General features: G+C 71.3%; 16 protein-coding genes. 13 read left to right on the top strand and 3 right to left on the bottom strand.

The window, feature by feature from the left end:
• Positions 1 to 48 precede the first annotated feature (48 nt).
• The 12 genes from AC6JA9_RS15340 (at position 49) to AC6JA9_RS15285 (ending at position 18,042) form a co-directional block, all read left to right on the top strand.
• A complete protein-coding gene (locus AC6JA9_RS15340) occupies positions 49 to 2,421 on the top strand; it encodes a DNA gyrase/topoisomerase IV subunit A (RefSeq protein ID WP_497960010.1) in 2,373 nt (790 codons plus the stop codon).
• 12 nt (positions 2,422 to 2,433) lie between these two features.
• Complete coding sequence (locus tag AC6JA9_RS15335; protein WP_223746623.1) at positions 2,434 to 4,365, top strand: DNA gyrase/topoisomerase IV subunit B; 1,932 nt, start codon at positions 2,434 to 2,436, stop codon at positions 4,363 to 4,365.
• Positions 4,366 to 4,469: 104 nt separating this feature from the next.
• Positions 4,470 to 5,993, top strand: a complete 1,524-nt coding sequence (locus tag AC6JA9_RS15330) for a PEGA domain-containing protein (protein WP_223746622.1) — start codon at positions 4,470 to 4,472, stop codon at positions 5,991 to 5,993.
• A 56-nt stretch (positions 5,994 to 6,049) separates the two neighbouring features.
• A complete protein-coding gene (locus AC6JA9_RS15325) occupies positions 6,050 to 7,261 on the top strand; it encodes a PEGA domain-containing protein (RefSeq protein WP_267696829.1) in 1,212 nt (403 codons plus the stop codon).
• A 48-nt stretch (positions 7,262 to 7,309) separates the two neighbouring features.
• Positions 7,310 to 9,787, top strand: a complete 2,478-nt coding sequence (sppA, locus tag AC6JA9_RS15320) for a signal peptide peptidase SppA (RefSeq protein WP_223746620.1) — start codon at positions 7,310 to 7,312, stop codon at positions 9,785 to 9,787.
• Positions 9,788 to 10,049: 262 nt separating this feature from the next.
• Positions 10,050 to 11,609 carry a transcription termination factor Rho gene (gene rho / locus AC6JA9_RS15315; protein ID WP_223746619.1) on the top strand — a complete coding sequence of 520 codons (1,560 nt, stop codon included), beginning with the start codon at positions 10,050 to 10,052 and terminating at the stop codon, positions 11,607 to 11,609.
• Between the two features lie 51 nt (positions 11,610 to 11,660).
• Positions 11,661 to 11,930: a hypothetical protein gene (locus tag AC6JA9_RS15310; RefSeq protein ID WP_223746618.1), complete on the top strand. Its 270-nt coding sequence runs from the start codon at positions 11,661 to 11,663 to the stop codon at positions 11,928 to 11,930.
• Between the two features lie 3 nt (positions 11,931 to 11,933).
• Positions 11,934 to 13,823, top strand: coding sequence for a DUF4129 domain-containing protein (locus tag AC6JA9_RS15305; RefSeq protein ID WP_223783096.1), 1,890 nt, complete (start codon positions 11,934 to 11,936; stop codon positions 13,821 to 13,823).
• An 89-nt stretch (positions 13,824 to 13,912) separates the two neighbouring features.
• Complete coding sequence (locus AC6JA9_RS15300) at positions 13,913 to 15,196, top strand: DUF4350 domain-containing protein (protein ID WP_223783097.1); 1,284 nt, start codon at positions 13,913 to 13,915, stop codon at positions 15,194 to 15,196.
• Positions 15,193 to 16,191, top strand: a complete 999-nt coding sequence (locus tag AC6JA9_RS15295) for an AAA family ATPase (protein WP_046712731.1) — start codon at positions 15,193 to 15,195, stop codon at positions 16,189 to 16,191. The genes AC6JA9_RS15300 and AC6JA9_RS15295 overlap by 4 nt, the downstream gene beginning before the upstream one ends.
• Positions 16,188 to 17,495 carry a DUF58 domain-containing protein gene (locus AC6JA9_RS15290; protein ID WP_223746615.1) on the top strand — a complete coding sequence of 436 codons (1,308 nt, stop codon included), beginning with the start codon at positions 16,188 to 16,190 and terminating at the stop codon, positions 17,493 to 17,495. Before AC6JA9_RS15295 ends, AC6JA9_RS15290 begins: the two co-directional genes overlap by 4 nt.
• Before the next feature lie 7 nt (positions 17,496 to 17,502).
• Positions 17,503 to 18,042, top strand: coding sequence for a GNAT family N-acetyltransferase (locus AC6JA9_RS15285; protein ID WP_223746614.1), 540 nt, complete (start codon positions 17,503 to 17,505; stop codon positions 18,040 to 18,042).
• Here AC6JA9_RS15285 and AC6JA9_RS15280 read toward each other — a convergent pair.
• Complete coding sequence (locus AC6JA9_RS15280; RefSeq protein WP_223746613.1) at positions 17,999 to 18,439, bottom strand: inorganic diphosphatase; 441 nt, start codon at positions 18,437 to 18,439, stop codon at positions 17,999 to 18,001. The two genes, AC6JA9_RS15285 and AC6JA9_RS15280, sit on opposite strands and share 44 nt — an antisense overlap.
• Positions 18,440 to 18,478: 39 nt before the next feature.
• The gene (locus AC6JA9_RS15275) at positions 18,479 to 19,495 is read right to left on the bottom strand and encodes a stage II sporulation protein M (protein WP_223746612.1); all 1,017 of its coding nucleotides are present in this window, start codon (positions 19,493 to 19,495) and stop codon (positions 18,479 to 18,481) included.
• Between the two features lie 132 nt (positions 19,496 to 19,627).
• Between AC6JA9_RS15275 and AC6JA9_RS15270 the strand changes: the two genes are divergently transcribed.
• Positions 19,628 to 21,079 (top strand): hypothetical protein, encoded by a 1,452-nt coding sequence (locus AC6JA9_RS15270; protein WP_223783098.1) that lies wholly within the window; start codon positions 19,628 to 19,630, stop codon positions 21,077 to 21,079.
• Between the two features lie 114 nt (positions 21,080 to 21,193).
• Here the strand turns inward: AC6JA9_RS15270 and AC6JA9_RS15265 are convergent, their stop codons facing one another.
• Positions 21,194 to 22,753 carry a bifunctional metallophosphatase/5'-nucleotidase gene (locus tag AC6JA9_RS15265; protein ID WP_223746610.1) on the bottom strand — a complete coding sequence of 520 codons (1,560 nt, stop codon included), beginning with the start codon at positions 22,751 to 22,753 and terminating at the stop codon, positions 21,194 to 21,196.
• Between the last annotated feature and the right edge of the window lie 2 nt (positions 22,754 to 22,755).

Here is a 22,755-nt window from a genome sequence, read left to right as displayed (position 1 = left end):
CACGCACCGCGTTCGGGTACGAGACGTTCTCACCTGGGTTCGAAGAGCATGCGCGCAGAAGCCGAATTGAAGACGCGAAAGAAGCAGGGGGGCTCGGGCGGCGGGGGTGGTGCCGCGGGCTCCGGTGGTGGGGGTGATGGGTTCGTCCCGGCCTCGCTGGCCGACGAGGCGCGTCGCCGGTACATCAACTACGCGCTGTCGGTCATCACCTCGCGCGCCCTGCCGGACGTGCGCGACGGCCTCAAGCCCGTGCAGCGCCGCATCCTGTACGGCATGTGGAACGACCTGAACCTGTCGTTCGACACGAAGTACCAGAAGTGCGCCCAGGTCGTCGGCGCCATCATGGGTCGCTACCACCCGCACGGCGACGCCTCCATCTACGACGCGCTCGTGCGCATGGCGCAGGACTTCTCCCTGCGCTACCCGCTGGTGGACGGCCACGGCAACTTCGGCTCGCTGGACGGCGACTCCGCCGCCGCCTACCGCTACACCGAGTGCCGCCTGGACAAGCTCGCCACCGAGATGCTCGGGGAGCTCGAGCGCAAGACGGTGGACTTCCGGCCCACCTACGACGGCACCCGCAACGAGCCCATCGTCATCCCCGCACGCGTGCCCCAGCTGCTGATGAACGGCACCACGGGCATCGCCGTGGGCATGGCGACCAACATCCCGCCCCACCACCTGGGCGAGTTGGTGGACGCGCTCGTGGCCCTCATCGAGACCCCGACGCTGCTCACCAAGGACCTGCTCAAGTGGGTCAAGGGACCGGACTTCCCCACCGGCGGGCAGATCCTCAACGACAAGAAGGAGCTGCGGGAGATCTACGAGACGGGCCAGGGCAGCGTCCGCATCCGTGGCGAGTGGGACACCGAGGAGCTCAAGCGCGGCGGGACGCAGATCATCATCACGTCCATCCCGTACACGGTGAACAAGTCCACCCTGGTCTCGAAGATCGGCGACCTGGTGCGCGAGCGGAAGCTGCCGCTCATCGTGGACGTGCGCGACGAGTCCACCAAGGACGTGCGCATCGTCCTGGAGCTCAAGAAGGACGCCAACGCCGAGCTGGTGATGGCGTACCTCTACAAGCACACGCCGCTGCAGACGACGTTCGGCGTGAACCTGACGTGTCTGGTCCCCAGCGAGGACAACCCGGAGGTCGGCACGCCGCGTCGGCTGAACCTCAAGGACATCCTCCAGCACTTCCTGGACTTCCGCTTCGCCGTCGTCACGCGCCGCTTCCAGCACGAGCTGGGCGAGCTGCAGAAGCGCGTGCACCTGCTCGAGGGCTTCGAGAAGGCCTACGACGCGCTGGATGAGATCATCCGCATCATCCGCCAGTCCGAGGGCAAGCAGGACGCGGCCCAGAAGCTGATGAAGCGCTTCCATCTGGACGAGCTCCAGGTGGACGCCATCCTGGAGATGAAGCTCTACAAGCTGGCCCGCCTGGAGATCCTGGTCGTCCAGAAGGAGCTCAAGGAGAAGCGCGCGGAGATCAAGCGCATCGAGGGCATCCTCAAGGACAAGAAGAAGGTCTGGTCCACCGTCAAGGACGAGCTCGGGGAGATCAAGGGCCAGTACAACGACAAGCGCCGCACGAAGATCGGCGGCGCGGGCTCCGAGGAGGTGGAGTTCAACGCGGACGCGTTCATCGCGGACGAGGACGCCCACGTGGTCCTCACCCGCGACGGCTGGGTCAAGCGCGTGCGCGAGGTGAAGGACCCGTCCTCCACCCGTCTGCGCGAGGGCGACGCGGTGATGGCGGTGCTGGCCGGCAGCCTCAAGGCCAACCTGGTGCTGTTCAGCAACTTCGGCACCGCGTACGTCACCCGCTTCAACGACATCCCGGCGTCCACCGGCTACGGCGACCCGGTGCAGAAGCTGTTCAAGTTCGACGACGGCGAGCGCGTGGTGGCCGCCTGGTCGCTGGACGCCCGGCTCGAGGCCCCGGCGAAGCTGGTCGGCGTGACGAAGCAGGGCATGGGCATGCGCTTCCTCCTGGAGCCGCACCTGGAGGTCTCCACGCGCGCCGGCCGTCGCTACGCGAAGACGGGCGAGGGCGATGAGATCATCGGCGTGCGCGAGGCGGGAGAGAAGGACCTGCTCGCGGTGCTGACCAAGAAGACCAACGCCCTGGTGTGCAAGGTGGCGGAGGTCAACGAGCTGGCCGGCCCCGGCAAGGGCGTCACCGTCATCAAGGTGGATGACGACGACCAGGTGGTGGAGTTCCTGGTCAGCGCGCCCAACCAGAAGGACGCGAAGATCGATTTCGACACGCAGAAGGGCCGCAAGCTGCAGCTCGCTCCCGCCAAGTACGGGGTGACGGGCCGCGGCGGCAAGGGCCACGAGATGTCCAAGCGCGACGCGGTGGAGGACGTGGCCCGGCCCGTCGTCTTCATCCCGTTGCCCGAGAAGAAGGATTAGCCAGAGGACGCCATGGCGACGAAGAAGGAAAGCTACACAGGCGCGGACATCCAGGTCCTCGAGGGCCTGGAGCCGGTGCGCAAGCGCCCGGCCATGTACATCGGCGGCACCGACAGCACCGGTTATCACCACCTGCTGTGGGAGATCCTCGACAACTCGGTGGACGAGGTCATCAACAGCCACGCCACCACCGTCGAGGTCGTGCTCCACAAGGATGGCCGCAGCATCACCGTGGTGGACAACGGGCGCGGCATCCCCGTGGACATCATGCCCAAGCTCAAGAAGCCCGCCGTGGAGGTCATCCTCACGACGCTGCACGCGGGCGGCAAGTTCGAGCAGGGCAACTACATCCACTCCGGCGGTCTGCACGGCGTGGGCAGCTCGGTGGTCAACGCGCTCGCGCGCAAGCTGACGATTGAAATCAAGCGCGACGGCAAGAAGTACGTCCAGACGTACGCGCGCGGCAAGGCCACCAGCCAGCTGAAGGTGGACGGCGCCGCCCGCGGCACCGGCACCTCCATCACCTTCGAGCCGGACCCGGAGATCTTCGGCGAGAAGCTGAAGTTCGACGCGGAGCTGGTGCGCGAGCGGCTGGAGGCCAAGAGCTACCTGCACAAGGGGATGACGGTCATCTGGAAGGATGAGACCGCCAGCCCCGCGACGTCCGTCACGTACAAGCACGACGGCGGCATCGCCGAGTACCTCACCAAGGTGGTGGCCGAGCGGCAGAAGCCCCTGGTGCCGGCGGGCAGCGCCACGTTCTACCACTCGCGCGACAACGGCGTGCGGCTGGAGGCGTCGCTGGGCTGGACGGAGGCCACCGACGAGCACATCCGCTCGTACGTCAACGGCATCCCCACCAACATGGGCGGCACCCACGAGGCGGGCCTGCGCGGCGCCGTCGTCAAGGCGGTGCGCAACTACATCGAGACGCACGACCTGACGCCCAAGGGCGTGTCGCTCACCGCGGAGGACATCCGCGAGGGTATCACCGCGATTCTGTCCGTCTACGTGGTGGAGCCGCAGTTCCAGGGGCAGACGAAGTCGCGTCTGAACAACCCCGAGGTGACGGCCCAGGTGGACGGCGTGCTGCGCCCCGCCCTGGAGAAGTGGCTCAACGACAACAAGAGCGTCGCCGAGGCGGTGGTGGCCCGCATCATCCTGGCCGCCCGCGCCCGCGAGGCCAGCCGCGCCGCGTCCCAGGCCGTCAGCCGCAAGACGGCCGTCAGCCACCGGCTCAACCTGCCGGGCAAGCTGGCGGACTGCTCGTCCACGGACCCCAACGTCAGCGAGCTGTTCCTGGTGGAGGGTGACTCCGCAGGCGGCTCCGCCAAGCAGGGCCGGGACAGGCGCACCCAGGCCATCCTCCCCTTGCGCGGCAAGGTGCTCAACGCGGAGCAGGCGTCCACGGACAAGGTCGCCGGCAACAAGGAGCTCCAGGACATCGTCAGCGCGCTGGGCTGCGGAATCGGCGCGGACTTCGACATCTCCAAGCTGAGATACGGCCGCGTGTTCCTGCTGATGGACGCCGACAGCGACGGCCACCACATCGCCACGCTGCTGCTCACCTTCTTCTACCGCCACCTGCGCCCGCTCATCGAGAGCGGCGCCATCCACATCGCCCAGCCGCCCCTGTTCCGCGTGGACATCGGCAAGGAGACGTACTGGGCGCTGGACGAGGCGGACCGCGACCGCATCATCCGCGAGAAGGTCAAGGGCAACGCCAAGCCCAACATCATGCGGTTCAAGGGTCTGGGCGAGATGACGGCCGACGAGCTCAAGCAGACCACCCTGGACGTGAAGAACCGGATGAGCCTGCGGGTCACCATCGACAACCCCATCGAGACGGACCGCGTCATCAATGACCTGATGGGCCGGGACGTGAGCGCCCGCTTCCGGTTCATCATGGAGCGCGCCGGCGAGGTCGAGGCGCTGGACGTCTAGCCATCCGTCATCCTGCCGCGAGTCCCCGCCACCCCGGGTGTTGCCCCGAGGGCCGAGGCGGGGGCTCGTGACGGCCCTTTCTAGCTCGGCTAGATTCCGACGCCGTGAACACCTTTCGCCGACTCGCCCTGCTGCTCACGCTGCTGTTGGCCGTCCTCCCCGCCCACGCCCAGACGACGCGCAAGAAGGCCGCGCGCAAGAAGGCCACCCCTTCCAGCAAGGTGGTGAAGGCGAAGAAGAAGAAGCCCGGCATCAAGGGCCAGAAGAGCCCGGTCACCGCCGAGCCGACGGACGTCCAGGACGTCGAGTCGCCGCAGCCGCTCGTCTTCGGTGAGCCCGAGCAGCCCACGCCCCCGGAGAAGCCCGTCGGCACGGACAAGCCCACGGTGGCCACGCCCGTGCCGCCTCCGGCGACGAAGCCCCACGAGCCCGTCAATCCCAACGCGCGGCCCTCGCTGGCGAACACCCCCGCGGTGGCGTCCGGCACGGTGGCGCTGTTCTCGGTGGCCCGCACGCCGGCCGCCTCCGACGCCGCTGCCCGCCTGGAGGGGGAGCTGACGAGGCACCTGCAGCGCGGCGGGGACATCCCGTTCGTGGACCTGGGCACGGCCTTCCCTCCCCCGGAGCCGACGCCGCTGACGCAGGCGGATGGCCTCTACGACGAGGGCCGGGCCGCGTACGACAACCTGGACCCGGAGGCCGCGGAGACGAAGTTCCGCGCCGCCGCGGAGGCGTACGAGAAGTCCCCCGGCGATTTCCGCCCGGAGCGGCTGGGTGAGACGTACCTCTTCCTGGGCGCCGCCAGGCTGCTCAACGGCGACGCCGCGGGCGCGAAGGCGGCGTTCGTGCGCGCCGCGGTAGCCGAGCCCTCCACCCGTCCGGACAAGGCGCTCTTCGGACAGGACGTGCAGAAGGCCTTCGAGGACGCCCGCGCGGAGGTGGGCGCGCGCCCCGCCGGCACGCTGGTGGTGGAGTCCAAGCCCGCGGGCGCCAAGGTGAGCGTGCGGGGCCAGGAGCTGGGCGTGACGCCGCTGAGGGGCGTGACGGTCCCCGCCGGCCACCACGCCGTGGTGGTGACGCTGCCGGGCCACACGCCCCACGCCGAGTACACGGAGGTGAAGTCCGGCGCGAGCGCGCAGGTGAAGGCGGAGCTCAGCCCCGGGCCGGGACTGACGGCCATCCGCGACGCCTCCGTGCGCGCAGGTTCCCAGGCCGCCTTCGACAGCGAGACCTTGCCGCCGGACACCGCCGCCATCGCCGACCGGCTGGACGCGCGCTACGTGGTGGTGGCCGCCGTGTCGCAGGACAAGAAGGGCCGGCTCAAGGCGGAGCTCCAGGCGTGGGACGTGCGCACCCAGGCGCGGCTGCGCGGCGTGGACATCGACCTGTCGGGCCGCGAGCGCGACCAGAGCCCGGAGGCCGCCGCCCAGCAGGCGCGCGACTTCATCCAGGGCGCCATCTCCCCGCGCGTCGCCGAGAGCGGCGCGTCCGGCCAGTCCCTGCTCAAGCGGCCCTGGTTCTGGGCCGTCGTCGGAGGCGCCGCGGCCGTCACGGCGGGCGCCGTCTTCGTGGCGACCCAGGACAAGGGCCGCCCGTTCAACCCCATCACCGGAGGAACAGGCTTCTGAGCTCCGGGTTGAATGACGGTTCGCCCGCTCGCGTCGCTCGTTTCTGAGGTTACCCCATGAGAGCCCTCGTCCTCGCCCTGCTTCCCTCGCTCGCCCTGGCGGCGTCCCCCGCACCCGCGCGGCGCGCCACCAGCCTCCTCATCCCCATGGACCCCGCGGCCGAGTCCGGCAGCGTGAAGATGGAGGGCTACATGAACGAGGCGCTGGGGAACTTCGCCGGGTTCACCGTCCGCAAGTCCGAGGAGATCTTCGGCCTGCCCGCCGACCCCAACGCCCAGTCCGCGATGGAGCGCGCGCGCAAGGGCTACTCGGAGAGCGCCGCCGCCTTCGACAAGAAGGAGTACGACGACGCGGAGACGAAGGTCCGCGCCACGCTCAAGGAGCTGCAGAACGCTCCGGCGGCCATGCGCGGCTGCTCGCCTTTGTGCGAGTCGCTGGCGCTGTACGCGGCGCTGTTGCACCTGCGCGGTGACGTGGAGGAGGCGAAGCTGGTCCTCATCGACCTCATCGCCGTGTCCCCCACCTTCGAGCTCAACCCCAAGCGCTTCAGCCGGGACTTCATCGCCCTGCGCGTGCAGGTGGCCACCGGGCGCACGTCCCAGCTGCGCGGCAGCGCCACGGTGAAGTCGCGCCCCGCCGGCGCCCGCGTCTACGTGGACGGGGAGATGGCCGGCTACACGCCGGTGACGATTCCCGCGCTGACGGTGGGCAAGCACCTGCTGCGCGTCGAGCGGCCCGGCTTCCGCCAGTACGGCCAGCTCATGGAGGTGACGCCGGATGACGTGGAGGTGAGCACGGAGCTGGTGCCCACGGCCGCGTACAAGGCCTATGACGCGCAGCTGGACCGGGTGGCCAGCGAGGTGTCGCGCGGCATCAGCCAGGCCAACGGCGTCGCGGGGCTGGGCAAGTCGCTGGGCCTGGAGCGGGCCATGGTGGGCACGGTGAGGAGCCACGGCGAGGGCACCGAGCTCATCCTGGGCTACTACGACCTGCGCAACGGCCGGAAGCTGGGCGGCCGGCGCGTGGTGCTCCAGGGCGACGAGTTCGGTCAGCTCAAGTCGGAGATGGAGCGCATGGTGAATCAGCTGGTGAACACCAGCGAGGGCGGCGGGGAGAAGGTGGTGCGCAGCTCGGATCCGCTCGACAACCGGGGCGGCACCGAGGACTGGGGCGCCGAGGACCGCGGCGGCCGGACGCGCAAGCAGGAGAAGACGAAGAAGCCCGGGGATGATCCGCTCGACGGGGTGTCTGGAACCGAGGACTGGTGACACGAGGCGCTTGTCCCCGGACGGGCGATGCCTAGAGTCCGGGGCTCTATGCGCCTGCTCGCCCTCCTGCTGCTCCCGTCGCTCGCGCTCGCCCAGACGAGCTCCATCGTCCAGGCCCCCCTGCCCTCACGGGGGCTGACGTTGCCACCCACCGGCGCCGCGCTGGTGGACGAAGCCACGGCCCTGTCGCTCAACCCCGCGGGCCTGGGCTTCGTGCGCTCCGGTCAATTGTTCTACCTGCACGAGCGCAACCTCGAGCAGGACAGCACCGCCGACGGCGTCTTCCTGGGCGCGAAGCTGTTGGGCCTGGGCCTGGGCGCGTCGATGGAGTGGATGCGCCCCCGCCACGGGCCGGACTACCGGCGCACGTCGCTGGGCCTGTCCCTGGGGGCCCCCACGCTGCAGCTGGGCGCGTCCTGGCACACGTTCGGCTCGGACGACGAGGACGTGGACTCGCTGGACACCTTCGACGTGGGCCTCACCGCCCGGCCCGCCCGCTACCTGTCGCTGGCGGCGGTGGCCAGGAACCTCAACGCCCCACGGGAGGGCGCCTTCAAGATTGAGCGCGCGTACGACTTCGGCCTGGGCCTACGCCCGCTGGGCGAGCGCTTCACCCTGGGCGTGGACTGGCTCTTCTCGGAGGGGGCCTTCCGCCAGGGGCAGGCCACGTACACGCTGCAGGCGGAGGTGATTCCGGGCCTGCGGCTGGGCGGCGGCGTGTCCCACGGCTTCGTCGACGCGGTGCCCCTGGCGCTCCAGCTGGCCGTCACGGTGGACACCGGCCACCTGGGCCTCACCTACGCGGCGGGCGGCGGGGAGAACGGCACGAACCACGTGGCGCAGGTGCGCCTGTCCACGGAGAACTACCGCTCGCTGCGGCCGCCCGGCGGCGTGGTGACGATGCTGGACCTCAACGACGTGCTGGCGGGCGGCGGCAGTCCGCTGCTGTCGCTCTTGGGCGTGAGCGAGGCGGACCCGTTCCTCCGGCTGTCGCGGTGGCTGGACCTGGCGGCGAAGGACGAGCGGCTGTCGGGCGTGGTGCTGAAGATGGAGGGCCTGCCCGGCGTGGACTGGGGCAAGGCGGAGGAGCTGCGCCAGGCGGTGCTGCGGCTGCGCGCGTCCGGCAAGCGGGTGATGGCGGTGCTGCTGTCGGCGGATGACCTGGGCTACTTCGTGGCGTCCGCCGCCGAGCGCGTCTACGCGCTCCCCGAGTCGTCGCTGCCCATCAACGGCCTGGCCGCGAGCCTGCAGACGTACGGCGGGACGATGCAGAAGCTGGGCGTGACGTGGGACGTGGCGCGGGTGGGCAAGTACAAGACGGCGCCCGAGCAGCTCACCCTCACCGAGCCGAGCGAGGCCTCGCGCGAGGTGGTGAACGCCTACCTGGACAACGAGGTGGCCTGGTACGAGCGCGCCGTCACCCAGGCTCGCAACGTGCCGGTGGAGAAGCTGCACGAGCTGTGGGCCGCGGGGCTTGCCACGCCGCAGCTGGCGCTGAAGCTGGGCTTCCTGGACGGCCTCATCCTTCCCTCGGAGCTGGACGGCAAGGTGCGCGAGCTGGTGCCGGGCGGGCGCTTCAGCGCCACGTACGCGCCGCGCGACGAGCGCGAGGGCCGCTGGGGCACGCGCCGCCGCGTCGCGGTGGTGCCGGTGCTGGGGACGATTGCCGGCGGCAAGAGCCGCGAGGACCCGCTGGGCTTCAGCCGCATCGCCGGGGCGGAGACGGTGGTGCGGGCGCTGGAGGCGGCGAAGTCGGACCCGTCCGTGGTGGCCATCGTGCTGCGCGTGGACTCGGGCGGCGGCGAGGTGCTGGCCTCGTACCTGATGTACCAGGCGGTGGTGGACGCGGCGAAGGTGAAGCCCGTCATCGCCTCCATGGGCGACGCGGCGGCCTCCGGCGGCTACTACGCGGCCATGGGCGCCACGGAGGTGCTCGCGCTGCCCACGACGATCACCGGCAGCATCGGCGTCTTCTACTTCAAGCCCGCGCTGGAGGGCCTGTTGGGCGAGAAGCTCGGCGTGAGCCAGCAGACCCTCTCGCGCTCGCCCATGGCGGACGTCTTCGGCATGTGGAAGGCGTGGACGCCCGAGCAGCAGGCCGCGGTGCAGCAGTGGGTGGACACGTCCTATGACATGTTCATCACCGAGGTCGCCAAGGTGCGCAAGAAGGACAAGGCGGAGGTGGACGCCGTGGCGCGCGGCCGGGTGTGGAGCGGCAATGACGCCCTGGCGCGAGGGCTGGTGGACCGGCTGGGCGGCCTGCAGGACGCGGTGGAGTCGGCCCGCCGCCACGCGGGCGTCCCGGCGTCGGAGGAGCTGGACCTGGTGCTGATGGGCGAGGCGCGCGGCTTCTTCTCCAGCCTGGGCGGGGAGCCGGGCGTGCAGGCGGCGCTCGCCCTGCTGCCCGCTCCCGTGGAGCCCTTCCCGTCCGCCCTGCGGGAGCTGGCGCGGCAGGCGGGCGTGGACCTGGAGATGCTGCGCCCGGGGATGAAGGCGATGATGCCCTTCACCCTCACCGTCCGCTGAGCAACCCCCAGGCGGGCCGCGAGGTCGGCCCGCCAACACCGGCTGAAAAAACCGGGAGCGCCGCGAGCCTCCTCTGTTAGTGTTGTCTCCGCACTCCGGTCGGCCTTGGGCCACCAGGGTGTTCCAGGGACCGGCGGTTCGGCCTTTCGCGTATCTCGAAGGCCCCGCGCCCGGCTTCCTGTCCCACAGCCTGAGTCACCCTGCGTCCCCCCGCCCTCCCCTCGGGATGGCCCGTGAGGGGCGCACACGGTCTGGAAACCTCATGAGCGAAAACTCCGATAACCGCGACCCCCGTGATGCCACCCCGCCGCCCGCGGCTGCCCGTCCCGTCCCTCCTCCCGAGGCGGATGACGACGGCGACGAAGGCGACGACGAGGGTGGCGACGAGGGCGAAGGCGGAGGCGCCTCCGCGTCGGGCGGCCAGCCCGGCCAGCCCGGTCAGCCCGGGGGACGCCGCCGCCGTCGGCGCCGTCGTCGTCGTGGCGCGCAGGTGCTCTTCACGCCGGAGGGTCAGGCGTACCGCATGACGGCGGGCCCGGACGGCCAGCAGGTCCAGGTCTTCCTGACGCCGCAGGAGTTGGAGCAGTACAAGCAGCGCCAGGCGCAGCAGCAACAGCAGGGCCAGCAGCAGCCCCAGCAACAGCAGCAGCATCAGGGCCACGGCGGCGGCCAGCAGCATCAGCGCCAGCACCACGGCGGCCAGGGTCAGGCGCAGCAGCAGTCCAACCTGGCGCCGGTGGAGGGCGTGCTGGACACCGAGGTCAAGGGGCCCAACGCGTTCCTGCGCCAGCTCAAGCGCAACCTGCTGGCGGCGCCGGACGACCCGGAGCTGCCCAAGAACCTGGTGCAGAAGCTGCGGCTGCGTCAGGGCCAGTACCTGACGGCCTTCGCGCAGATGCGCGGCAACAAGGGCATCATCCAGAAGGTGGACACGGTGGACGGCCGCCCGCTGGAGGGCGTGTCCCGGCTGCCGCACTTCGCGGACCTGACGTCGGTGGACCCCACCGAGCGGCTCAAGCTGGAGAACGGTCACAAGGAGATGGTGACCCGGGTGCTGGACCTCATCTCGCCCATCGGCAAGGGACAGCGCGCGCTCATCGTCGCGCCCCCGAAGACGGGCAAGACCATCATGCTCCAGCGCATCGCCCAGGCGGTCATCTCCAACCACCCGGAGGCGCACGTCATGGTGGTGCTCATCGACGAGCGGCCCGAGGAAGTGACGGACATGCGCCGCAGCATCAAGGCGGAGGTGCTCGCGTCCAGCTCGGACCGGCCCACCGGGGACCACCTCAAGGTGGCGGAGCTGGCGCTGGAGCGCGCCCGGCGCCTGGTGGAGACGGGCAAGGACGTGGTCATCCTGCTGGACTCGATTACACGGCTGGCGCGCGCCTTCAACAAGGAGGTCGACAACTCCGGCCGCACCATGTCCGGCGGCGTGGACAGCCGCGCGCTGGAGCGCCCCAAGCGCATCTTCGGCGCCGCGCGGGCGACCGAGGAGGCGGGCTCGCTCACCATCATCGGCACGGCGCTCATCGACACCGGCAGCCGCATGGACGAGGTCATCTTCGAGGAGTTCAAGGGCACGGGTAACTCCGAGGTCACCCTGGACCGCCTGCTCGCCGAGAAGCGCGTCTTCCCCGCGGTCAACATCGCCCAGTCCGGCACGCGCAAGGAGGAGAAGCTCTTCACCCAGCGCGAGTACGAGAAGGTGAAGAAGCTGCGGCAGATGCTCTTCGCGGTGAAGCCCGTGGAGGCGATGGAGGCCCTGGTGAAGCGGCTGTCGCGCTACACCTACAACGACGAGTTCCTCGACGAGCTCTGAGCCGCGCGCTGGGGGTGGTGTGGCGGGCCCGGCTCTGCTTAAGGTGGCGGCATGATTCAGGGCTCGGGCCGCTGCCACTACCACCCGGAGCGCGCCGGCCTCGGTGTCTGCGTGGAGTGCCGGCGGGTCATCTGCCGGGAGTGCACCACGCAGTTCGAGGGCATCAACCGCTGCGCGAGCTGCCTGGGGCGACGCCTCCAGGCGCTCGAGGGCCCCGCCGAGCGACGCGAGTGGACGGTCGGCAGCGGCCTGCTCGCCGTGGCGGGCCTGGGCATCGTCTGGGGGGCGGTCTACATGACGCTCCACCTGGTGATGGGCTGAGCCATGGCCGTCTCCGCGCTCGAGTTGCGGCCCCGGAACGCCATCGCGGTGATGGACGCGGCGCTGCGCCTGTGCGCCCGGAGCACGGGCGTCTGGGCCCTCACGCTGCCGGGGGGAGCCGCCGTCATCGCGTCCGTGCTGTACCTGGCGGAGGCGGCGCGGATGGGGCACTCGCTGGTGCTGCCGTCGCTGGCGTTCACCCTCGCGTGGTTCGCGCGGGGCGTGGGCCAGAGCGCGGCCGCGCACCATGTGCAGGCGGTGTTGCTGGGCCCGGCGGAGCCCACCACGTGGGCCTCGCTGAAGGCGGTGCTGGCAAGGCTGCCCTCGATCTTCGTCGCGGTGGCGTACCTCTTCGTCTTCAACTGGCTGCTGTTCAACCTGACGCTGGGCATCGCGTTCTTCGTCGTGTCGGCGCAGAGCGTGGGCTACGCGGCCGTGATGGAGGGGCGCGGCTCGGTGCTGCGGCTGTACGGGCAGTGCTCGCGGCTCCTGGGCCCGGCGCGAGGCACGGCGCTGAAGGTGCGCTTCCTCATGTCCGTGCAGGTGCTGGTGTTCTTCAACCTGCACATCGGCCTGAACTTCCTGCTCATGATGGCGCGCAAGCTGTTGGGCGTGGACCTGACGTTCGCGGAGCGTTACGCCTCGCTGGACAACATGCCGTGGCTGCTGTTCCTGGCCGCCCTCACCTTCACGCTGTTCGAGCCCGTGCGCGCCGCGACGGCCACGCTGCTGCTCGTCGACGGGCGCGTGCGCCAGGAGGGGTTGGACCTGCTGGCCGCGGCGCAGCAGCTGCCCCCGCGCTCCACGGGCAAGCCCCTGGGACAGCGGAGCGCGGCGATGCTCGCGGTGGTGTTGGGGCTGGGGCTGCTGACGGGCACGCCGGCGCGGGCGCAGGAGGACGCGCCTCGCGCGCCGGTGACGTCGAGCCGCGAGGCCGTGCGTCGGCTGGGCCAGGTGGCCACGGTGTGCGAGGGCGCGGGTCCGGAGGAGGACGCGCGCTTCGAGAAGCTGGGGGCGCTGGGGACGGGTGAGCGCGGCAAGCTGGACCGGCTGGTGCGCGCGGTGGAGCGGCAGGCCTACGACGACGAGGACTGTGACTCGGCGCTCGGCACGCTGGAGCAGGGGCTGGAGCAGGGCTCGCGGACGGTGCAGGCGCAGGCGGCCGTGGATGCGCGACAGGCCTCGGCGCGGGCGCGGGACATCCTGGCGCGGCCGGAGTTCGCGGTGGCGCCGCCGGTGGAGAAGGCCGCCGAGGAGCCCCCGGAGCCAACCCAGCCTCCCGACTGGTGGCGCCGCTTCACGACCTGGCTGGGGGAGTTCCTCAAGAAGCTCTTCGAGCGGGACGAGGCGCCGCCCACGCGGAACTTCACGCCGCCCGTCGTGTCCGGTGGCGCCGTGGCCAACACGCTGGTGGTGGTCATCGCGACGCTGACGGTGGCGGTGCTGCTGTATGTGCTCTGGAGCGCGCTGAAGAAGAACGTGCGCCGCAAGGCGGGCGAGGGGCTGGAGGTGTCCACCCTGGACGCCTCGACGCTCGCGGGGGACGCGGGCCATGCGCTGTCGCGTCCGCCGGAGGGCTGGGCGCAGCTCGCGGACGAGCTGGCCGCGAAGGGCGAGTATCGCGAGGCGGTGCGCAGCCTCTACCTGGCACTGCTGTCCCGACTGCACCGCGACGGCGCGATCCTCTACGACGTGACGCTGTCCAACTGGGACTACCTGAGCCAGTTCAAGGGGCGCATGGAGTGGAAGCCCCGCTTCCGGGAGCTGACGCTGCGCTTCGACTTCGCGTGGTACGGCAACACGCCGGTGGGCAGCAGCGGCTACCAGGAGTTCCGCGCCCTCAGCGCGCCGATGCTCGCCGCCCCCACGCCCCAGGAGGCCGCCGGTGCGTGACCGCCGCCTCGAGCTGATGGTGGGCCATGGGGTGCTCGCCGTGGTCAGTACGTCGATGCGCACCGCGCGCCCTCGCCGGGAGGCCGCCGGTGCGTGACCGCCTCCCATTGCTCGCGGTGGGCGGCCTGGTGCTCACCGTGGTGCTCGGTTCGATGCTGATCTCGAGCGCGCGTCGTGGCGAGTTCGCCGACACGCTGTCCACCTACCGCGCGCAGGAAGATGGCGCGCGCGCGCTGTACCTCCTGGCGGAGGAGAGCGGCCTGCCGGTGACTCGCCGCATGGCGGACCTGCGCATCGGCACGACGGGCTCGACGACACCGGTGCTGCTCGCGGTGGAGGTGCAGGGCGCTCGCGAGGATGACCTGGAGCAGACGCAGCTCGCCGCCGAGCCGGACGCCGGTCTGGGTGACGAGGACGTGCCGCGCACGGGCTTCAACACCTTCCGCGCCAGCGCACTCGACGACCGCGAGGTGACGGAGCTGCTCACGCACGTGTCCGCGGGCGGCTCCGCCGTCTACGTCCCCTGGGGCTCGCGGGAGAACCCGCTGCTCGACGCCTTGAGCGTGAAGCTCATCAAGGCCGACACGACGCTGCCCATGCGCACGCTGGTGCCCCCCTTCCCCTCCCCCTACACGCTCGGCGTGGAGCGGGTGGAGGTGAAGGTGCAGGCGTACCTGGAGCTGCCGACGACCGCGGTGCCGGTCCTCGAGGACGAGCGCCTGGGACGCATGGTGGCGGCGGTGGTGCCTCACGGCCAGGGCCGGGTGCTGGTGCTGGGCGCACCGGAGCTGGCGATGAACGTGGCGCTGTCGCGCGCGGACAACGCGCAGTTCTGGCTCTCCGCCCTGGCGGCGCTGGGCCCCGGCCCGTACGAGTTCGACGAGTTCCACCACGGCTTCACCAACGAGCGCTCCGTCGTCGACTTCGCGCGCCGCTACGGCCTGCACTTCGCGGTGCTCCAGCTGCTCGCGGGCGTGGCGCTGTGGTCCGTGGCGCTCAAGCGCTTCGGCCGCCCCCGCCCTCCGCCCGAGTCCGTGCGCGTGGGCGCCACCGATGCCCTGTTCGCCATGGCGCGGCTGTACCGCGAGGGACGCCACCACGGCTTCGCGGCGAAGCTGGTCGCCCGAGGGCTCACCCAGGAGTTCGCGCTGCACGCGGGCCTGCCCGCGCACGCGGCGCCCAAGGCCGTCTCGGAGGCGCTGCAGGAGCGCGGCCGGGAGGACCTCGCGCGCGGCCTGCGCGAAGTGGTCGGCCGGGCCGACACGGTGAACAACGACTCCGACCTCCAGCAGCTCACCGCGCGAGCGGCCACGCTGCGGCAAGGTCTCCACCCCGCCGGCCAGGCCCGGCGCAGCACTTCCGGTACCCCATGAACGCGAACGACCCCGCCTCCCCGCTCGTCCAGACCGGCTCCGCCGTGCAGGCCGCCCATGCCATCCGCGAGGGCGTGCTGCGCGAGGTGCGCAAGGCCGTGGTGGGCCAGGACGAGGTGCTGGAGCTGATGCTCTGCGGCCTCATCGCCGGCGGCCACGTGCTGCTGGAGGGCGTGCCCGGCGTGGCCAAGACGCTGATGGCCAAGGCGCTCGCGCGCAGCATCGGCTCGGACTTCAAGCGCATCCAGTTCACCCCGGACCTGATGCCCGCGGACATCCTGGGCACCAGCGTGTTCGACTTGAAGTCCCAGGGCTTCGTGCTCGTGAAGGGCCCCATCTTCACGGACCTGCTGCTGGCCGATGAAATCAACCGCGCCCCGGCCAAGACGCAGTCCGCGCTGCTGGAGGCCATGCAGGAGCGCGGCGTCTCGCTCGAGGGCCGAAACCTGCCGCTGTCCCCCCTCTTCACGGTGTTCGCCACGCAGAACCCGGTGGAGTCGGAGGGCACGTACCCGCTGCCCGAGGCGCAGCTGGACCGCTTCCTCCTGAAGATCGACGTGGGCTACCCCGCGCCCGAGGAGGAGGACGCCATCCTCGCCTCCGTGCACCGCGGCTTCGACGCCGGCGACCTGGCGCGCGCGGGGGTGCGCCCGGCGGTGACGAAGGAGGGCCTCCTGGGTGCGCGCGCCGCGCTCAACGAGGTCAACGTGGAGCCGCCGGTGCTGGGCTACATCCGCAAGCTGGTGGCGGCGACGCGGACCTCCAGTCGCATCCGCCTGGGCGCGGGTCCTCGCGCGGGCGTGCACCTCTTGCTCGCGTCCAAGGCCCTGGCCGCCCTGCGCGGGCGCAACTTCGTCACGCCGGACGACGTGCGCTTCCTGGCGGGCCCCGTGCTGAAGCACCGGCTGCTGCTGTCGCCGGACGCGGAGCTGGACGGAGCCACGCCGTCGGACGTGCTGCGCGAGGTGGTGCAGGCGGTGGAGGTCCCCCGGTGATTCCGACCGGGCGCCTCTGGGCGCTGTTCGCGCTGCTGGCCGTGCCCATGATGGCCGCGGGGTTCTTCCCCGGCCTGGGCGGCGCCGTGCTGGCGTTGGACGCGCTGGCCCTGGCGCTCGCCGTGCTGGACTTCCTGTGGGCGCGCGCGGTGCGGCTGGAGGCGCGGCGCGTGTTGCCGCAGCGGCTCAACGTGGGCGTGCCCAACAAGGTGGAGCTGCGGCTGGTGCACCGGGGCGGCCGGACGGCCCGGGTGCGCGTCAAGGACGGCGTGCCGGAGTCCTTCACCGCCGTGCCCGACGAGGCCACGCTGGAGCTGCCCCCGGACAGCGAGACGCGCTGGGTGTACCGGGTGACGCCCGCGAGGCGAGGCCGCTTCGACTTCACGGAGGTGACCGCGCGCGTGTCGGGCCCGCTGGGGCTCGTCCTCCACGAGCGCGTGTTCCCCACCACGCAGACCCTCTCGGTGTACCCGGACCTGCGAGGCGCCAGCCGACTGCTCCTGTCCGGCGCCGCGCTGGACCTGGTGAACCTGGGCCTGCGGCAACTTCGCCGTGACGGACGCGGCAGTGAGTTCGCGCGACTGCGCGACTACGCGCAGGGAGACAGCGCGCGCGACGTGGACTGGAAGGCCACGGCCCGTCGCGGACGGCCGGTGACGCGGGTGCTGGAGTCGGAGCGCTCGCAGTCCATCCTCATCTGCGTGGACGCGGGCCGCTCCATGGCCGCGCAGGTGGACGGGCTCACCAAGCTGGACCACGCGGTGAACGCCGCGCTCTTCCTGGCCTTCGTCGCCGTGCGCAACGGAGACCGGGTGGGGCTCGCCGTCTTCGCCGACGGCGTGAAGACGTACCTGCCGCCCGCGGCGGGGCGCACGCAGTACCGGAAGATGGTGGACGCGCTCTACTCCACGACGCCCAGCCTCACGTACGTGGATTATCTGGCCCTCTTCAAGGAGCTGAACGTCCGCCTCACGCGGCGCAGCCTGCTGTGCGTCTTCACGGACTTCCTCGACGAGGAGCAGGCGTCCACCATGGTGGCCCCGCTCCACCGGCTCGCGCGGCGGCACGTGCCCCTGTGCTTGTCGGTGAAGGACACGGCGCTGCAGAAGCTCCTGCGCACGCCGCCTCCGGGCCCCGAGGAGTCTTTCCAGCACGCGGTGGCCTCGGAGCTGCTCACGGACCGCGAGGTGCTCAAGGCGCGGGTGAGCCAGGGTGGCGTGCAGATGCTCGACGTGCAGCCGGATGACCTGAGCCTCGCGGCCGTCAACCGCTACCTCGACATCAAGGCCCGGGGCGTCCTCTAACCCCGCCATGCACCCGCTCTTTCAATCCGGCGACGTCGCCGCGCACCGCATCGGCGACGCCGAGGCCGAGCGCTTCCAGCCGCTGATGGAGCGCTGCGAGGACTTCTTCCGTCTGTGCTACGGCCGCCCCGCGCGTGCGGACGAGGCCCTTCGACTCACCCTGGAGCGTCCTCCTGGCGTGACGCCCGAGGAGGGGCACCTGCTCGCCCTCGTGGACCCGACGGGCGCGTGGGTGGGCCTCTTCGAGGGGCTCCAGGACTTCCCGACGCGAGGCGAGGCGTACCTCGGCCTGCTGCTCCTGGAGCCCGGGGCGCGGGGACACGGGCTGGGCGCGGGGTTGCTCGCGGGCTACGAGGACTGGCTGCGCGCCTCGGGCCAGCACGTGCTGCGCGTGGGCGTGGCCGAGCCCAACCCGGCGGCGCTGCGCTTCTGGACGCGCGAGGGCTTCCAGCCGGAGACGTGGGTGGGGCCGATGGCGCTGGGCGAGCTGAGCTACCGCGTCCTCAGGATGCGGAAGACACTGACGGAACCGGCAGCCACCCCGTGAAGCGGGTGTCGGTGTCGTTGCCGCGCACCAGGTGCAGGCCCCGCTTGAAGAGCGCGTAGACGCGGAAGAAGGACTCCAGTCCCGCGCGCTCGGCGGCGCTCATCGGGGCCGCGCCGCAAATCACCTTCGGGTCGCCCCGCCCCGAGTCGACGAAGCCCAGCACGCCCACCACCGGCAGCCGCACCCGCTGCCCGCGAGCGAGCCGCGCGCCCAGCACCACCGCGTCGAGCGGGTCTCCATCATCCGCCACGAGCCCCGGGATGCTGCCGTAGTTGTACGGACACGGCACCGGCGACACGAAGTCCACCGAGCCATCCGCCCGCCGCTTCACGAACGAGAAGCGGGGGCACTCGATGAGGACCTCGGGCAGGGGCGGCAGCGGGGGCAGGAGCAGCACCCGCCCCGTGTAGCACGGCCCCGTCGCCCACGATGCCCGTCAGGACGCCGGGGGAGCGTCCGGGCCCGGCCCGGCCGGGTGGGAGTCTCGGAGCCAGTCCGAGAACAGGTACGCATAGACGCCCGAGCCCACCACCAGGGCGAACGTCACCTTGAAGGCCACCGACAGCCTGGGCGGATGGATCTGCGACACGGTGCCCTCGATGAAGCCCGCGAGCACGAACAGCGCGAGCGTCCCGAACAGCAGCTTCACCGCCGTCACCGCCTCCAGGCGCAGCGCCTGTCCCCGGGTGAGACCCTTGGGGGCCACCAGCCCGCGCGCGATGACGAGCCCCGCCGCGCCCGCGATGCAGATGGCCGTCACCTCGGGGATGCCGTGCGGGAGGATCCACGCCCAGAACCAGCCGGCCATGCCCTTCGCCGCGTACACCTGCGCCAGCGCCCCCAGGAACAGTCCATTGACGAACAGCATGATGGCCGTGCCCAACCCCAGCGTCACGCCCAGGGCGAAGGCCAGGAAGGCCACCTGGATGTTGTGCGTGAAGAGGTACGATGAGAAATGGGCCTGCTGGTCGGCCGTCATCCCCTCGCCCTTCGCCTCGTCGGCGGCGCGCTGGACGGGGTCCAGGTCCAGGTGCTCGGCGGGCACCAGGTAGTGCGCCGCCTCCGGGTCCACCAGCATCCCCAGGTAGCCGAAGCCCCCGCCCGCGAGGAACAGCAGCACCGCGGCGAGGTACATGCGCACCTCGCGGTGGAAGAGCGCCGGGAAGCCCCGGGCCACGAAGCCCCACACGTCCGCGAACCGGGGACGCCGCCCCGGGTAGGTCAGCGCATAGGCCCGGCCCACCAAATCATTGAGGTACGCGCTCACGTCCGCCGAACCGCTGCGCGCCCGGACCCAGAGCAGGTCGCTCGACACGGCGCGGTAGAGCTTCCCCAGCGTCCGCGCGTCCTCCAGGCTCAGGCCCCGGAGGCCCCGGGTCTCCGACTGGTCCAGCAGCCGTTCGAGCTTCTCCCAGCGAGGCCGGCGCGACGCGATGAACTCCGCCATCTCCATGACGACACTCTAGCCCAGCGAGGAGGGATGCCCACCCTGCCCTACGGGCGTCAGTTGTGGGAAAACAGGAACATGACGTGTCGGCTGGCGTTGCTGGGGTGCCTTCTGGCCTGTGTGACGGGGTGCAGCTCCATGCGAGCACTGTGCCCCCTCGAGGGCGGCCGCCCCTGGGTGGAGGTGAAGAGCCCGCACTTCACCGTCCGCACGAACCTGGACGCGGAGACGTCCGCCGAGGCCGCGCGGGAGCTGGAGCTGATGCGCCAGGGCCTGCTGCAGGCCTGGGGCGGCAGCTTCGACCCGCCGGGCACGGTGGAGGTCATCGTCCTGCGCAACCGCCGGGAGCTCTCCGAGTTCACCCAGGTCAGCATCGAGGGCTTCTCCGCGACGATGGCCGAGGGCCCCGTGCTGGTGATGGCGGGCCACAGCTACGCGCTCAGCGAGGAGGGCGCGGACATCTCCACGCAGGCCCACGAGCTGACGCACTACCTCTCCCAGTTCGCGCTGGTGCGTCAGCCCCGCTGGCTGTCGGAGGGGCTGGCCACCTACCTGGAGACCATCGCCCTCAAGCCGGAGAAGCAGGAGGTGGTGCTGGGGGCGAAGCACGGCCCCTTCCTGGACATCGCCCGGCGCCAGGGCTGGCGCACGCTGGACGAGCTGTGGGAGTGGGACCGCCGCGGGCCGATGAGCAGCGCCGAGTCCCAGCAGTACTACGTGTCCGCGTGGCTCTGGGTGCACTTCTTCATCAGCCAGCACGCCGAGCGCTTCGAGCGCTTCCAGAAGCGGCTGATGGGCGGGGAGGACCCGCGCGTCGCCTGGGATGCGGCGTTCCACGGCGTGAAGGACCTGGCCGGACAGGTCCACGCCTACGCCCTGGGCACGGTGCCCATGCGCTCCCCGACCATCACCGCGCCGCTGCTGCCCGTCTCCGGGGACATCGACATCCGGCCCCTGGAGCCCGCGGAGGTGCACGCCATCCGCGCGCGCCTCTTCCTGATGACGCCGGGAGGCGCCACCCCCGAGGAGCGGCTGGAGAAGGCCGAGTTCGAGATGGCCCAGGCGCTGAAGGAGGACCCGGGCAACCTCACCGTGGCCCTGCTGCGCATCCGCAACACGGCCGAGCCGCAGGAGCAACTGGAGCTCGCGAGGGAGCTGGTGGGCCGCAGGCCCGAGAGCGGCAGGGCGTGGGACGCGCTCGCCCAGGCGCTGGATGCCGCGGGCTACGCGACGGAGGAACAGGAGGCCGCGAGGCTGCGCGCGGTGGAGTTGATTCCCGACAACGTCGCCGCGCAGGAGGGGCTCGCCCGCTACTACGCGCGCACGGCCCAGCCCGAGCGGGGACTGGCGGCGGCGCAGCGGGCCCTCGCCCTGGCGCCGGGGAACGCGAGCGTGCTGGACACGTACTCCACCATCCTCTTCCAGCTCGGCCGGTGCCAGGAGGCGCTCGCCACGCAGCAGCTCGCGGTGGAGGTCCTCTACGAGGGCACGCCGGTGCGGCTGAGCCAGACGGTGCACGACACGCTGGCCCGCTATGAGGCCGTGTGCGGCGCCGCGCCTTCGGCGACCTCGCCCATCGGCGGCGAGTAGCCGCGCAGCCCAGGCCCCCGGGGCCACGTCCCCTGTGGCCCGCAACGACGAAGCGCCGGAGGAGCCCAGGTGGGAGCTCGTCCGGCGCCTCGTGGAGCCGCGCGTGGGCGCGGGTTACTTCAGCTGCTTCTCCAGCGGCTTCTTCTCGTTGGAGTCGAGCTGCTTGGTCCAGTCCACCACGGGCGTCTGCCACGCCATGCCCGTCTCGGTGGGCTCGGGGGCCAGCTTCTCGAACTCGAAGCCGTCACCGCCGAAGTACAGGTATTCGACGGTGGCGACCGTGTACTCCTTCGCGGGGTCCAGCGCCTTGCCCTTGGCGTCCTTGAACTTGCCCTTGCCCGCGGCGGTGAAGCCGGAGATGAGCGCGTTGGGGTTGGCCAGCTGCTTGGCCAGGTCCTCGCCCTTGAGCTTCACGACGAGCAGCGAGTTCTCGAACGGCATCACCGTGTAGATGCTGCCGCGAGTCACCGGGCCCGCCGGCAGGTCGCCGCGGATGCCGCCCTTGTTGAGGATGGCCGCGTCGGTGCCGAGCGACTCGCGCACCGCGCCCGCGACCCACTTCGCCATCTGCGGCGAGGCCTGGGGGATGCCCGTCTTGGTGAAGCCGATCTGCTGGCCCAGCACCTCGTCGAGCTGCGCCTTCCACTTGGCGACCAGCTGCGCGGTCTCGGCGTCGGGCGTGCCACCGGCCACGTCGACGAGCTTGCCCTCGAACTGGGTGACCTTCTCGCCCGCGGGCTTCGCCGGGTCGAAGGTGATGTGCGCGCGCAGGTACTTGGAGAAGCCGCGGTCCAGCGACGCGAAGATGGTGCCGTTCTCCTTCGAGTACACCTGCGCGGGGCAGCGGCCGCCGGCCACGAGCGCAAGCTTCCACTCGGGGTGCTTGGCGACCACCGGCTGAAGCTCGGTGACGCACGTGTCGGCCACGACGACGACGGTGTCCGCGCCGGCCTTGCGGGCCTCGGGGACGGCGCTGGCGAGCGCCTCCTCGTAACCGGTGACCTCGAGCCCGTCGGCGCGGCCGGCCATCGCCGTGCGCACGGTCTTCTCGGAGGCCAGGCCCACCACGCCGATCTTCAGGCCGCGACGGTCGAACACCTGGAACGCGGGCAGGGACATGTCACCCGCGAGCGCCGGGTCCTTCACGCGCAGATTGGCGGCGAGGAAGGGGAAGCCGCCGGAGGCGCGGTTCTTGAGGAAGGCCTCCTTGCCGAACGCCAGCTCGTGGTTGCCCATGGCGGAGGCGGCGTAGCCCATGCGGCCCATGACCTCGGCCGTGGGGGCGCCCAGGAAGAAGGACGACAGGGCGGGCCCGTTCCAGTGGTCACCGGTGGCGAGCGCCAGGGTGCCCGAGTCCGCGCACGTGGCCTGGCCATCCTTCACGGGGCCCGGACAGTGCTTCTCGTTGTTCACCCATTGCCCGAGCAGCTCGGCGGCGCCGCCCTTGCCCTCGACGGGCTGGAGCTGGCCGAAGGTGCCGCCGGTGACCAGCAGCGTGACCTCGCTGGGCACCGCGGGCTTCGCGGGAGCGGCGTCCGGCTGTTCGGTGGCGGGCGCGGCGGGGGGAGGACTGCTCTTCTCGCAGCCGGCCAGAGCGCCGAGCGCGAGGACCAGCACGCCAGACAGGCGCGACTGGCGGGAGGGACGGAAGCGATAGCAGGGGGTCGAGTTCACAG

Source organism: Myxococcus sp. MH1 (assembly GCF_059738865.1).
This window is presented reverse-complemented; position numbering and strand designations above follow the sequence as displayed.